The 12,615-nt window shown below is 72.1% G+C and carries 15 protein-coding genes; 10 read left to right on the top strand and 5 right to left on the bottom strand.

The features are described from left to right. Positions 1–100 precede the first annotated feature (100 nt). From leuC to OG393_RS08065, 4 genes are all read left to right on the top strand, one after another. Complete coding sequence (gene leuC / locus OG393_RS08080; protein ID WP_327373951.1) at positions 101–1,525, top strand: 3-isopropylmalate dehydratase large subunit; 1,425 nt, start codon at positions 101–103, stop codon at positions 1,523–1,525. A 6-nt stretch (positions 1,526–1,531) separates the two neighbouring features. Beyond that, positions 1,532–2,125 carry a 3-isopropylmalate dehydratase small subunit gene (leuD, locus tag OG393_RS08075; protein WP_327373950.1) on the top strand — a complete coding sequence of 198 codons (594 nt, stop codon included), beginning with the start codon at positions 1,532–1,534 and terminating at the stop codon, positions 2,123–2,125. 104 nt (positions 2,126–2,229) lie between these two features. After that, positions 2,230–2,457, top strand: coding sequence for a hypothetical protein (locus OG393_RS08070; protein WP_147979841.1), 228 nt, complete (start codon positions 2,230–2,232; stop codon positions 2,455–2,457). A gap of 143 nt (positions 2,458–2,600) precedes the next feature. Then, a complete protein-coding gene (locus OG393_RS08065; RefSeq protein WP_327373949.1) occupies positions 2,601–3,266 on the top strand; it encodes an HU family DNA-binding protein in 666 nt (221 codons plus the stop codon). Between the two features lie 192 nt (positions 3,267–3,458). Here the strand turns inward: OG393_RS08065 and OG393_RS08060 are convergent, their stop codons facing one another. Both OG393_RS08060 and cofC read right to left on the bottom strand, forming a co-directional pair. Next, positions 3,459–3,668, bottom strand: coding sequence for a hypothetical protein (locus OG393_RS08060; protein ID WP_327373948.1), 210 nt, complete (start codon positions 3,666–3,668; stop codon positions 3,459–3,461). Positions 3,669–3,678: 10 nt separating this feature from the next. Then, positions 3,679–4,326 (bottom strand): 2-phospho-L-lactate guanylyltransferase, encoded by a 648-nt coding sequence (gene cofC, locus OG393_RS08055; RefSeq protein WP_327373947.1) that lies wholly within the window; start codon positions 4,324–4,326, stop codon positions 3,679–3,681. Between the two features lie 165 nt (positions 4,327–4,491). On the opposite strand from cofC, the gene OG393_RS08050 reads away from it, so the two are divergent. The 3 genes from OG393_RS08050 (at position 4,492) to OG393_RS08040 (ending at position 7,480) form a co-directional block, all read left to right on the top strand. Then, a complete protein-coding gene (locus tag OG393_RS08050; protein WP_327373946.1) occupies positions 4,492–5,244 on the top strand; it encodes a lysophospholipid acyltransferase family protein in 753 nt (250 codons plus the stop codon). Beyond that, on the top strand, positions 5,241–6,242 hold the full coding sequence (locus tag OG393_RS08045) for an NAD(P)H-dependent glycerol-3-phosphate dehydrogenase (protein ID WP_327373945.1): 1,002 nt from the start codon (positions 5,241–5,243) through the stop codon (positions 6,240–6,242). The genes OG393_RS08050 and OG393_RS08045 overlap by 4 nt, the downstream gene beginning before the upstream one ends. A gap of 98 nt (positions 6,243–6,340) precedes the next feature. Further along, entirely contained in the window at positions 6,341–7,480 is a 1,140-nt protein-coding gene (locus tag OG393_RS08040) for a D-alanine--D-alanine ligase family protein (protein WP_327373944.1), read from the top strand. A 128-nt stretch (positions 7,481–7,608) separates the two neighbouring features. Here the strand turns inward: OG393_RS08040 and OG393_RS08035 are convergent, their stop codons facing one another. Beyond that, positions 7,609–8,085, bottom strand: coding sequence for a DUF3515 domain-containing protein (locus OG393_RS08035; protein ID WP_327378348.1), 477 nt, complete (start codon positions 8,083–8,085; stop codon positions 7,609–7,611). Between the two features lie 23 nt (positions 8,086–8,108). Further along, positions 8,109–8,342: an Lrp/AsnC ligand binding domain-containing protein gene (locus OG393_RS08030; protein WP_327373943.1), complete on the bottom strand. Its 234-nt coding sequence runs from the start codon at positions 8,340–8,342 to the stop codon at positions 8,109–8,111. A 239-nt stretch (positions 8,343–8,581) separates the two neighbouring features. On the opposite strand from OG393_RS08030, the gene OG393_RS08025 reads away from it, so the two are divergent. After that, the gene (locus tag OG393_RS08025) at positions 8,582–9,544 is read left to right on the top strand and encodes a thiamine-phosphate kinase (RefSeq protein ID WP_327373942.1); all 963 of its coding nucleotides are present in this window, start codon (positions 8,582–8,584) and stop codon (positions 9,542–9,544) included. Continuing rightward, on the top strand, positions 9,541–10,341 hold the full coding sequence (thiD, locus tag OG393_RS08020; RefSeq protein ID WP_327373941.1) for a bifunctional hydroxymethylpyrimidine kinase/phosphomethylpyrimidine kinase: 801 nt from the start codon (positions 9,541–9,543) through the stop codon (positions 10,339–10,341). The genes OG393_RS08025 and thiD overlap by 4 nt, the downstream gene beginning before the upstream one ends. Before the next feature lie 233 nt (positions 10,342–10,574). Here thiD and rpmB read toward each other — a convergent pair whose 3' ends face one another. Next, on the bottom strand, positions 10,575–10,760 hold the full coding sequence (gene rpmB / locus OG393_RS08015) for a 50S ribosomal protein L28 (RefSeq protein WP_003957616.1): 186 nt from the start codon (positions 10,758–10,760) through the stop codon (positions 10,575–10,577). A gap of 238 nt (positions 10,761–10,998) precedes the next feature. Between rpmB and OG393_RS08010 the strand changes: the two genes are divergently transcribed. Beyond that, complete coding sequence (locus tag OG393_RS08010) at positions 10,999–12,606, top strand: DAK2 domain-containing protein (RefSeq protein ID WP_327373940.1); 1,608 nt, start codon at positions 10,999–11,001, stop codon at positions 12,604–12,606. Positions 12,607–12,615: the final 9 nt, after the last annotated feature.

Below are 12,615 nucleotides of genomic sequence, written 5' to 3'. Positions count from 1 at the left end.
ACCAATCGGGTTCGCTGCCGGCGTCCGGCGCGTGGGGTACGGACGCGGGCCCACATGTCTCTAGAAGTGCCGGCACACCACGCCGGCCGGAGGGAAAGCGATGGGTAGGACACTCGCGGAGAAGGTCTGGGACGACCATGTCGTCCGGCGCGCCGAGGGCGAGCCCGACCTCCTCTTCATCGATCTGCACCTGCTGCACGAGGTGACCAGCCCCCAGGCGTTCGACGGCCTGCGCCAGAACGGCCGCCCCGTGCGGCGCCTCGACCTCACCATCGCGACCGAGGACCACAACACCCCGACCCTCGACATCGACAAGCCGATCGCCGACCCGGTATCCCGCGCACAGCTGGAGACCCTGCGGAAGAACTGCGCCGAGTTCGGCGTGCGGCTGCACCCGCTCGGCGACGTCGAGCAGGGTGTCGTCCACGTGGTGGGCCCGCAGCTGGGTCTGACCCAGCCCGGCACCACCGTGGTCTGCGGCGACTCCCACACCTCCACCCACGGCGCCTTCGGCGCGCTGGCGTTCGGTATCGGCACCAGCCAGGTCGAGCACGTGCTCGCCACCCAGACGCTGCCGCTGGCCCGCCCGAAGACCATGGCCATCACCGTCGACGGCGAACTGCCCGAGGACGTCACCGCCAAGGACCTGATCCTGGCGATCATCGCGAGGATCGGCACCGGCGGCGGCCAGGGCTACATCCTGGAGTACCGCGGCTCCGCCATCGAGAAGCTCTCGATGGAGGCCCGGATGACCATCTGCAACATGTCGATCGAGGCCGGAGCCCGCGCGGGCATGATCGCCCCCGACGAGACCACCTTCGCCTACCTGAAGGGCCGCGACCACGCCCCCCAGGGTGAGGACTGGGACGCCGCCGTCGCGTACTGGAAGACCCTGAAGTCGGATGAGGACGCGGCCTTCGACGCCGAGGTCGTCATCGACGCCGCCGCGCTGGCTCCGTTCGTCACCTGGGGCACCAACCCCGGCCAGGGCGCCCCGCTTTCGGCGAACGTCCCCGACCCGGCTTCGTACGAAGACGCTTCGGAGCGCCTGGCCGCCGAAAAGGCCCTGGAGTACATGGGGTTGACCGCCGGGCAGCCGCTGCGCGACATCAGGGTCGACACCGTCTTCGTAGGCTCCTGCACCAACGGCCGCATCGAGGACCTGCGCAACGCGGCGGGCCTGCTGCGGGGCCGCAAGGTCGCCGACGGCGTCCGCATGCTGGTCGTCCCCGGCTCCGTCCGGGTCGCCCTGCAGGCCGTCGAGGAGGGGCTGGACAAGGTGTTCAAGGAGTCCGGAGCCGAATGGCGGCACGCCGGCTGCTCGATGTGCCTGGGCATGAACCCCGACCAGCTCGCTCCCGGCGAGCGCTCCGCCTCCACCTCCAACCGCAACTTCGAGGGCCGGCAGGGCAAGGGCGGCCGTACCCACCTGGTCTCGCCCCAGGTCGCCGCCGCCACCGCCGTGCTGGGCCACCTGGCCTCCCCGGCCGATCTGTCCGACGTCGCTACGCCCGCGGGGGTCTGAGGAACCATGGAAGCTTTCACCACACACACCGGACGGGCCGTCCCGCTGCGCCGCGGCAACGTCGACACCGACCAGATCATCCCCGCGCACTGGCTGAAGAAGGTCACCCGCGACGGCTTCGAGGACGGCCTGTTCGAGGCATGGCGCAAGGACTCCGAGTTCGTGCTCAACCGCCCCGAGCGGCAGGGCGCCACGGTGCTGGTGGCCGGCCCCGACTTCGGCACCGGCTCCTCCCGTGAGCACGCCGTCTGGGCGCTGCAGAACTACGGTTTCAAGGCCGTCGTCTCCTCCCGGTTCGCCGACATCTTCCGCGGCAACTCGCTCAAGAACGGGCTGCTGACGGTCGTCCTCGACCAGAAGGTCGTGGACGCGCTCTGGGAGGTCACGGAGGCCGACCCCACGGCCGAGATCACCGTCGACCTGGAGCGGCGCAAGGTCCTCGCCCCTGGGATCGACGCCGACTTCGAGCTCGACGAGAACGCCCGCTGGCGACTGCTGAACGGTCTGGACGACATCAGCCTCACCCTTCAGAACGAAGCGGACATCGCGGCCTACGAGGCGGCGCGGCCGGCCTACAAGCCCCGTACAATTACCGTCTGAGCAGCGCTTTTACAGGACTGCGCCCCCCACCGTCCGGTGGGGGGCGCAGTCGCTTGTTGAGACCCCGTCGGGCGACAACTCGCCCTAGATGGCACAATCGGTGCATGGAACGCGACAGCCAACTCGAGCTCTACGAGGCGGTCGCCGCCCGGTTGAAGGAAGCGCACACAAGAGTGCGCTCACTGCAAGTCCCGGAGGGCGTAAGGATGGCGCTGTCCCGGAAGCTGCTGGTCGTGACGGCGGCGGCGAAGCACGATCTCGCGGACGCGGCGACGCGTCTGGACCGGTTGATGAAGGACCTCGACGAGGGTCGATTCCCTGAAGACGACTGACGCCCGGAACTCCGCAACGGCACTTCCGCGTTGCGGCACTAGGGTGATTAGCCCGTTTCGTGTTTGATTTGCGGTATATACATGCCTAACGTGCGAAAAAGCTTGAACACTTTCGTTCTGGCAATGTCTCCGAAGGGGAAGACGTGAACAAGGCGCAGCTCGTAGAAGCGATTGCCGACAAGCTCGGCGGCCGTCAGCAGGCCGCGGACGCTGTCGACGCGGTGCTGGACGCGATCGTGCGTGCCGTGGTCGGCGGGGACCGGGTCTCGGTCACCGGCTTCGGTTCGTTCGAGAAGGTCGACCGTCCGGCCCGGTACGCGCGCAACCCGCAGACCGGTGAGCGCGTGCGGGTCAAGAAGACCTCCGTTCCGCGCTTCCGCGCGGGTCAGGGCTTCAAGGACCTGGTCAGCGGCTCGAAGAAGCTGCCCAAGGGCGGCGAGGTCTCCGTCAAGAAGGCGCCCAAGGGCAGCCTCTCGGGCGGCGCCTCCGCGACCGTGAAGAAGGCCGCGGCGAAGCGGGCCACCACGGCCAAGAAGGCCGCCGCGAAGAAGGCCACCACGGCCAAGAAGACCGCGGTCAAGAAGACCACCGCCGCGAAGAAGACGGCCGTCAAGAAGACCACCGCGGCGGCGAAGAAGACCACGGCGGCGGCCAAGAAGGCCACCCCGGCGAAGAAGACCACGACGGCGGCCAAGAAGACCGCCGCGAAGAAGACCGCGCCGGCGAAGAAGACCACGGCGAAGAAGGCGCCCGCCAAGAAGACGACGGCGCGCAAGACCACCGCCAAGAAGGCCGCCGCCAAGAAGTAACGCACCCGTAAGCGGCACCCAGGCCGAGGGCCACTCACACGCCGGGCCGGACTCCCTCTCGGGGAGCCCGGCCCGCGGCGCGTTCCGGCCGTCCGCCGCCGCGCGGCCCCGCACGGACGGAGCGGGCCGCGGACGCCGCCGGCCGCGCCAGGGGAGCCCGTGCGCGGGGGCCGCCGGTCCGCCGACCGGATCTCAGAGCGTCTGCAGGGTGATCAGCGTGATGCGCGGTCCGCCGCCCCCGCCGCCCGGCGCCGTCTCGAGGCGCACCCGCTGCCCCGGACGCAGCAGCCGCAGCCCGCCCGCGTCGAAGGCGTCGGCCCCGAACTCCACCGGGGTGCCGTCGTCGAGCAGCACACTTCCGCTGCGGGTCTGGGGGTCGTACGTGAACGCGGTCGCCTGCATGAGCGGCAGCCTATCCGGCCGCGCGTTCCCAGCGGACCGCCGTCCGCGGGCCGACACCCAGGGCGAGCGCCGCGGCCAGGTCCTCCCCGGTGTCCACGTCCCGGCGCACGGAATCCACCCCCGCCAGCCGGATTTCCACCGCCCCGGACGACAAATGGCGCCGCCGCGAAGCACCCCCGAAAGCGGGTGCCAATTCCACACCGGGACCCGCCGAGAGGAATGTCGTACCGATATAGGCGGCATCCGGGAGAAAAGCCCTCGGGGATTTCCGCGCCGCTTCCAGGACCCGGCCGAGCTCCGCCGGCCGCAACGCGGGCAGGTCCGCGTTGAGCGCCGCCACCGGAGCCCCGGGACGGGCCCGCCGTACCGTCCGCGCCCCGTGCGCCAGCGCCGCGTTGAGCCCGGCGGCCGGGGAGTCGGGCACGATCCGCGCCCCGAGCGCCGCGAGCGCGACCGCGGCGACGTGATCGTCCGTGACGACCGCCACATCCCGCACGCCCGGAGACGCCAGCGCCGCCGCCACCGTGTCCTGCGCGAACGCCAGCGCGAGCCGTGGACGCAGCAGCGCGCCGGCCGTCGCGGCGAGCCTGCTCTTCGCCCGCACAAGGGGCTTCAGGGGGACGACCAGGGACCAGCCGCCGTCCGGATCGGTGTTCATCGCGGCCCATTGTGTCGCGACGCCCGGCACACCGGTGCGACGGGCCCGTCGCACCGGTGTGCCGGGCGGGACCGGGAACCCGAGGCGTACGGTGTCCTCGACAGACCAGGGGCATGGGGCGACACTTGACCCCCTGCGAACCCAGATCCAGAGGAAGGTGTCCGAGTGTCCCGCCGCAGAATCGGCTTCTGGTACCGCCTGGCGGCGGTCATCGCTAAACCGCCGCTGGTGGTTCTGTTCAAGCGGGACTGGCGCGGAACGGAACACATTCCGACGGACGGCGGATTCATCACCGCCGTCAACCACAACTCCTACCTGGACCCGCTGTCGTACGCGCATTACCAGTACAACACCGGCCGGGTCCCGCGATTCCTCGCCAAGGCGGGTCTCTTCAAGGGTTCGTTCGTGGGCACCATGCTGCGCGGCACCGGCCAGATCCCGGTCTACCGCGAGACCACCAACGCGCTGGACGCCTTCCGTGCCGCCGTCGACGCCATCGAGCGCGGCGAGTGCGTCGCCTTCTACCCCGAGGGCACCCTCACCCGCGACCCCGAGATGTGGCCCATGGCCGGCAAGACGGGCGCCGCGCGCGTCGCACTCCTGACCAAGGCGCCCGTGATCCCCGTCGCACAGTGGGGCGCCAACCTCGCGATGCCGCCCTACGCCAAGGAGAACAAGCTCAGCCTGTTCCCCCGCAAGACGCTCATCGTGCAGGCCGGACCGCCCGTCGACCTCTCGCGCTTCCACGGCCTGGAGCCCACGCCCGAGGTGCTCCGCGAGGCCACCGAGGTCATCATGGCCGCGATCACCGCCCTGCTGGAGGACGTCCGAGGGGAGAAGGCCCCGGTCGAGCAGTACGACCACCGCAAGGCCCGTCTGGAACAGCGCCGCAAGGCCGCCGAGGAAGGTATGAAGTGACCAAGGCCGCAGTCTTCGGCACCGGATCGTGGGGGACCGCCTTCGGGATGGTGCTCGCCGACGCCGGCTGCGAGGTGACGCTCTGGGGCCGCCGCGCCGAACTCGCCGAGGCCGTCAACACCACCCGCACCAACCCGGACTACCTCCCCGGTGTCGAACTCCCTCCGAGCGTCCGGGCCACCACCGACCCCGCCGAGGCCGCCCGGGACGCCGACTTCACCGTCCTGGTCGTCCCCTCCCAGACCCTGCGCGGCAACCTCACCGAATGGGCGCCCCTGCTGGCCCCCGGCACCGTCCTCGTCTCCCTCATGAAGGGCGTCGAACTGGGCACCGCCAAGCGCATGAGCGAGGTCGTCGAAGAGGTCGCGCGGGTCCCCTCCGACCGCGTCGCCGTCCTCACCGGCCCCAACCTGGCCAAGGAGATCGCGGCCCGCCAGCCCGCCGCCGCCGTCGTCGCGTGCAGCGACGAGAGCGTGGCCCGGCGCCTCCAGACCGCCTGTATCACCCCCTACTTCCGCCCCTACACCAACACCGACGTCGTCGGCTGCGAACTCGGCGGAGCGGTCAAGAACGTCATCGGGCTCGCCGTCGGCATCGCCGACGGCATGGGCCTCGGTGACAACTCCAAGGCCACCCTCATCACCCGCGGCCTCGCCGAGACCACCCGGCTCGGCCTGGTCATGGGCGCCGACCCGCTCACCTTCGCCGGCCTGGCCGGTCTCGGCGACCTGGTGGCCACCTGCTCCTCGCCGCTGTCCCGGAACCACACCTTCGGTACCAACCTGGGCCGCGGGATGACGCTCCAGGAGACCATCGCCGCGACCAAGCAGACCGCCGAGGGCGTCAAGTCCTGCGAGTCCGTCCTCGACCTGGCCCGCCGCCACGGCGTCGACATGCCGATCACCGAGACGGTCGTCTCCATCGTCCACGAGGGCAAGCCGCCCATCGTCGCGCTGAAGGAACTGATGTCGCGCAGCGCGAAGTCCGAGCGCCGCTGACCCCGCCCGACGCGGCCCGGCCCACCGCGGGACACGACCCGCGCGCGGCGGACCAGGCCCTCGGGAGCGCCGGAGGCGCAAGGTACGCTCATCGCGATATGAGCGAGAACACCCAGAGCCCCCGCAAGCCGCGCGTGGCCGTCGTCTTCGGCGGACGCAGCTCCGAGCACGCCATCTCCGTCGTCACGGCCGGCGCCGTCCTGCGCGCCATCGACCGGACCAAGTACGACGTGCTGCCCATCGGGATCACCACCGACGGCCGCTGGGCGCTGACCGCCGACGCTCCCGAGCGGATGGCCATCGCCGACCGCTCCCTGCCGAGCGTCTCCGACCTCACCGAATCCGAGCAGGGCGGCGTGATCCTCTCCGTCGACCCGGCCAACCGCGAGGTCGTGCACACCGAGCCCGGCGCCGTGCCCAGGGCCCTGGGCGAGGTGGACGTGGTCTTCCCGGTGCTCCACGGCCCCTACGGCGAGGACGGCACCCTGCAGGGTCTCCTGGAGCTGTCCGGGGTCCCCTACGTCGGCGCGGGCGTCCTCGCCTCCGCCGTCGGCCAGGACAAGGAGTACATGAAGCGGGTCTTCACCTCCTTCGGCCTGCCCGTCGGCCCCTACGAGGTCGTTCGCCCCCGGGAGTGGGAGCAGAACCCGGCCGCCGCCCGCAAGAAGATCGTGGAGTTCGCCGCGACCCACGGCTGGCCGCTGTTCGTGAAGCCCGCCCGTGGCGGCTCCTCGATGGGCATCACCAAGGTCGACGACCTGGCGGGCCTCGACGAGGCCGTCGAGGAGGCCCGCCGCCACGACCCCAAGATCCTCGTCGAGTCGTTGCTGCGCGGACGCGAGATCGAGTGCGGTGTCCTGGAGTTCGAGGACGGCCCGCGGGCCAGCGTGCCCGCCGAGATCCCGCCGGTCACCGACCACGACTTCTACGACTTCGAGGCCAAGTACATCGACTCGGCCTCCGGGATCGTCCCCGCGCCGATCGGTGACGCGGCCACCGCGGAGGTCCGGCGGCTCGCGGTCGCCGCCTACGAGGCCGTCTCCTGCGAGGGGCTGGTCCGCGCGGACTTCTTCCTCACCGACGAAGGCGAGTTCGTGATCAACGAGATCAACACCATGCCCGGGTTCACCCCGATCTCCATGTACCCGCGGATGTGGCAGGAGAGCGGCGTGAGCTACCCGGAACTGGTCGACCGGCTCATCCAGGCGGCGCTGACCCGCTCCACCGGCCTGCGCTGAGGGACGGCGCCGCGGGCCACCCGGGACCGGGGCGGGTCGTCGGGGAGGACCACGATCCGCCGGGCCGGGACGACGCCCCCGGGCGTGTCCCGGAGGCCCCGCCGGACCCGCCCGCCGTCGAGGGCGGGTCACAGACCGGGGGGAACCGCCGCGGCGACGGGGCCGGCCAGGTCCACCAGCGGGCCGGCGTCATGGGCGTACCGCTCGTCCAGCGTCACCTCGACGTAGGCCACCCGGTACGTGCTGGTGAAGCGGGGGCCGTCGCCCTCCCTTTCCTCCAGCATCCAGTTCACGCCGTCGACCTCGACACCGTGCGCCTGGGGATCGCTCATCTTCTCGGGCCGGGGAACCCCGCAGCGCAGTACGATCGCCGCGTCCCCCCACCCGGCGGTCAGTTCGGAGTCAGGCTCCGGGTCCTTCCGTTCCAGCCCCGCCACGGTGTCCGGAAGCTCCTTCGCCAGTGCCTGGCAGACGGCGGCTTCCGCCGCCGGAGGGCTGGGAACCGGGACCGACGCCGTCGCGTCCGTGGAGGAGCAGCCCGCGGCGCCCAGCAGCAACGCGGCGGCGACGGCGGCGGGCAGGGCGGAGGGCCGGTGGGAAGACATCACCGGCCAAGGGTAGACGGGGGCTACAGATGGACGACCGGGCAGGTGAGGGTGCGGGTGATGCCCTCGACTTGCTGCACCCTGGCGACCACCATGCGGCCGAGGTCGTCGACCGTGTCGGACTGGGCGCGGACGATCACGTCGTACGGGCCCGTCACGTCTTCGGCCTGGATCACCCCTGGGATCTCGGAGATGGTCTGGGCGACGGTCGACGCCTTGCCCACCTCGGTCTGAATGAGGATGTACGCCTGTACCACGGAACCTCCAGGGCGGCCACGAGGATCATTGGGGGGAGATGAATGAACCTGCTGAAAGGTTCGCAACGGTACCGCGTCGCCGCGGGCCGCGGGGAGACCCGCGCGCCCGGCGGCGCCCACAGGGTGGCGTACGCACGACAGAAGTTGACGGTCTACTTGACGGTATCCGGCGCAGTGGCGGCCCGCGACCCGCGGAACGGGGCGCGCACGTCCGGCACGACGACACGAGGTGAGGCGCGGTGAAGGGCACAGTCGGCGAGTTGGGGGAGTTCGGGCTCATCAGGGAGCTCACCTCGCGGCTCACCACCACACCGGCGGTACGGATCGGCCCCGGCGACGACGCCGCGGTCGTCTCCGCGCCCGACCGGCGCGTGGTGGCCAGCACGGACATCCTGCTGGAGGGACGTCACTTCCGCCGCGACTGGTCGACGGCGTACGACGTGGGCCGCAAGGCCGCGGCGCAGAACCTCGCCGACATCGCCGCCATGGGCGCCGTACCCACCGCGCTGCTCCTCGGACTGGTCGTCCCCGCGGAGCTCCCGGTCACCTGGCCCACCGAGCTCATGGACGGACTCCGCGACGAGTGCCAGGTCGCCGGAGCGGCCGTCGTCGGCGGCGACGTCGTCCGCGGCGACACCATCACGGTGTCCATCACCGCGCTCGGCGACCTGCGGAACCACGACCCGGTGACGCGGGGCGGGGCGCAGCCCGGCGACGTCGTCGCCTACACCGGCTGGCTCGGCTGGTCCGCCGCGGGATACGCGGTCCTCTCCCGCGGCTTCCGCTCCCCGCGCGCCTTCGTCGAGGCCCACCGGCGACCCGAGCCGCCGTATCACGCGGGACCCGCGGCGGCGGGCCTCGGCGCGACCGCGATGTGCGACGTCAGCGACGGACTCATCGCCGACCTGGGCCACATCGCCGAGGCCAGCAAGGTCCGCATCGACCTGCGCTCCGGACGCATCGACATTCCCACGCAGATGAACGACATCGGCCAGGCCGTCGGAGTGGACCCTCTGCAGTGGGTGCTCACCGGGGGAGAGGACCACGCCATCGTGGCCACCTTCCCGCCGGACGTGAAACTGCCCGCCCGCTGGAAGGTCATCGGCGAGGTGCTCAACCCCTCCGCGCTGCCCCAGGTGACCGTCGACGGGGCGCCCTGGCACAGCAAGGGCGGCTGGGACCACTTCGGAGCGGGCGAGTGACCACCGCACCGCCCCGGGTGCTGACCGTCGCGGGGTCCGACTCCGGCGGCGGCGCCGGTATCCAGGCCGACCTCAAGACCATGCTGACCCTCGGCGTCCACGGCATGAGCGTGATCACCGCCGTCACCGCCCAGAACTCGCTTGGCGTCCAGGGCAGCTGGGAACTGCCCGCGGAGGCCGTACGCGCCCAGTACCGCGCCGTGGCCGACGACATCGGCGTCCAGGCGGTGAAGACCGGCATGCTGGCCTCCGCCGTCCTGGTGGACACGGTGGCCGAACTGCTCGCCTCGACCGACGCCCCGGTGGTCGTGGACCCGGTCGGGATCTCCAAGCACGGTGACGCGCTGCTCGCGGCCTCCGCGCTGGACTCGGTGCGCCGGAGGCTGCTGCCGCTCGCGACCGTCGCCACCCCCAATCTGGACGAGGTCGAACAGCTCACCGGCCTGCGCGTGGTCGACGAGGACGGGATGCGCGCCGCCGCCGGGGCGATCCTCGCCTTCGGGCCGCGCTGGGCACTCGTCAAGGGCGGGCACCTGCCCGTCGGCGCCGGAGCGGTGGACCTCCTCACCGACGGTGCCGAGGAGCACTGGCTGCGCGCTCCCCGCCACGACAACCGGCACACCCACGGCACGGGCTGCACGCTCGCCTCGGCGGTGGCCTCCGGCCTCGCCAAGGGGCTGCCGGTCCCGGACGCGGTCCGGGAGGCCAAGGAGTACGTGACCGGCGCCATCGCCGCCGGTTTCCGGCTGGGGTCCGGCATCGGCCCCGTCGACCACGCCTGGCCGTTCCGGCCGTAGACCGTGTTCCGGACGTCCCGCCGGGCCCGCGCCCCCGGCGCGGCACCGGCGCCGTCCTCGCCGTCGGCCGATCCCCGCGGCCCGGTCGGGGCGGTCCCCCGTCGGACAGGGCCTCACGCGGACATGGCAAAAGGCCGGTTCACCAAGGTGAACCGGCCTTTCAAGGCAACCGCAGGGGCTGCGCTACGACAAAACGTCGGCGAGATCATCCCCGCTCGCGCGGGGAACATCACTTAGCGCGAGACCTTGCCGGCCTTGATGCACGAGGTGCAGACGTTGAGCCGCTTCGGCGTCCGACCGACCACGGCACGCACACGCTGGATGTTGGGGTTCCAGCGACGAGACGTACGGCGGTGCGAGTGCGAAATGTTGTTGCCGAAGCCCGGCCCCTTGCCGCAGACATCGCAGTTGGCAGCCACGGGTCACTCCAAAGACTTCAGGTTTACAGTGAAATCCGGCGCACCGGAATCAGAGTTCTGAAGTGGCTTGCCGGGGGAATGGCCCGACTCTCATCGGGCAACCGAAGCAGCATACAACGACTGCTCCCGTGGAACGAAACTACCATGGCCGTCGCGGCCCCCGCTCCCGGCCCAGGTCACGAGCCGGTCTACGCTGCGATGACCCGGAACCCGAGGCCCCGAGCAGGAGGACCCCCCGTTGCCGCAGACCGCGCAGACCCTCGACGCCGCAGCGGTCCGATCCTGGTGCGTACGGGCGCTGCACGCGCTCGGCCGGGAACGCGAGGAGATCGACGCGATCAACGTGTACCCGATCGCCGACGGGGACACCGGAACGAACCTCTACCTCACCGTGGAGTCCGCCGCCCAGGCGGTCGACGCGGCCTTCGCGGTCGACGCCGGAGACGGCGGCCACGCCGGCCCTCCCGACCCCGCCACCGCCGTACGGGCGATGGCGCACGGCGCCCTGATCGGAGCCCGCGGCAACTCGGGGACGATCCTCTCGCAGCTGCTGCGCGGGATGGCCTCGGTCCTGGCCGAAGGGGGCGACGGAGAGCACCTCGCCCGCGCGCTCGCCGCCGCGGCGAGCGCGGCCCGGCAGGCCGTGGCCCACCCGGTGGAGGGCACCATCCTGAGCGTGGCGGGCGCCGCCGCCGCGGCCTGCGCGGGCGGCGGAACCCTCGTGACGGTGGCCCGGGCCGCCTACGACGGGGCCAGGGTCGCCCTGGAGGCGACCCCCGGCCAACTCGCCGTACTGGAGCGCGCCGGGGTCGTGGACGCGGGCGGACGAGGACTGGTCACCGTCCTCGGCGCCCTGGTCGAGGTCGTCTCCGGCGAGGCGCAGATCCGGCCCGCGACGGCGGCCCCGCACCGACCGGTCGCGGCCGAGGACTGCGCGACGCGCGGGGGTCCGGCGTTCGAGGTGATCTATCTCCTGGAGGCGCCCGAGGAATCCGTGGCCCGCCTCCGGGACCGGCTCGACGCGCTGGGCGAGTCCCTCGTCGTGGTCGGCGGGGACGGGCTGTGGAACGTCCACGTCCACGTCGACGACGCGGGAGCCGCCGTCGAGGCGGGCGTGGAGGCGGGCCGGCCGTACCGGATCCGGATCACGCACTTCCCCGGCACCGCCCAGGCGCCCGAACGCGCCCAGCGGGCCGTGGTGGCCGTCCTGCCGGGGGAGGGGCTCGCCGGACTGTGCGAGGCGGCCGGCGCCACCACCCTGCTGGCCCGGCCGGGCCGGCCGCCGGTCAGCGGCGCCCTGGTCGAGGCGATCCGGCGGGCCCACGCGCACGAGGTCGTCCTCCTGCCGAACGACACCGACCTGCGGCACACCGCCGGCGCCGCGGCCGAACAGGCCCGCGCGGAGGGCATCCGGGTCGCCCTGATCCCCACCCGGGCGGCCGTGCAGGGCATCGCGGCCCTCGCCGTCCACGAACCCGACCGGCGTTTCGACGAGGACGTCGTCGCCATGACCGCGGCGGCGGGCGCCACCCGCTACGCCGAACTCGCCGTCGCCGAACGGCAGTCCTTCACCTCGGCCGGTGTCTGCCAGGCCGGTGACGTCCTGGGCCTCATCGAGGGCGACGTGGCGGTGATCGGCCGGGACCTGACGGCGACGGCCCGCACGGTCCTGGACCGGATGCTGTCGGCCGGCGGTGAACTGGTCACCCTGATCGTCGCCGACGGCACGCCCCCGTCCCTCGCCGCCGCCCTGGAACGGCACGTCCGCGAGACCCATCTGGCGGTCGACACCACCACCTACCACGCGGGCGAAGGCGCCCCGCCGCTCCTCATCGGGGTCGAGTAGCCGGGACCG

Source organism: Streptomyces sp. NBC_01216 (assembly GCF_035994945.1).
Classification (GTDB): Bacteria; Actinomycetota; Actinomycetes; order Streptomycetales; family Streptomycetaceae; genus Streptomyces.
This window is presented reverse-complemented; position numbering and strand designations above follow the sequence as displayed.

Coding starts and splice junctions, on each gene's coding strand:
- leuC (WP_327373951.1), top strand. CDS start 101: ATGGGTAGGACACTCGCGGAGAAGGTCTGGGACGACCATGTCGTCCGG.
- leuD (WP_327373950.1), top strand. CDS start 1,532: ATGGAAGCTTTCACCACACACACCGGACGGGCCGTCCCGCTGCGCCGC.
- OG393_RS08070 (WP_147979841.1), top strand. CDS start 2,230: ATGGAACGCGACAGCCAACTCGAGCTCTACGAGGCGGTCGCCGCCCGG.
- OG393_RS08060 (WP_327373948.1), bottom strand. CDS start 3,668: ATGCAGGCGACCGCGTTCACGTACGACCCCCAGACCCGCAGCGGAAGT.
- cofC (WP_327373947.1), bottom strand. CDS start 4,326: ATGAACACCGATCCGGACGGCGGCTGGTCCCTGGTCGTCCCCCTGAAG.
- OG393_RS08040 (WP_327373944.1), top strand. CDS start 6,341: ATGAGCGAGAACACCCAGAGCCCCCGCAAGCCGCGCGTGGCCGTCGTC.
- OG393_RS08035 (WP_327378348.1), bottom strand. CDS start 8,085: ATGTCTTCCCACCGGCCCTCCGCCCTGCCCGCCGCCGTCGCCGCCGCG.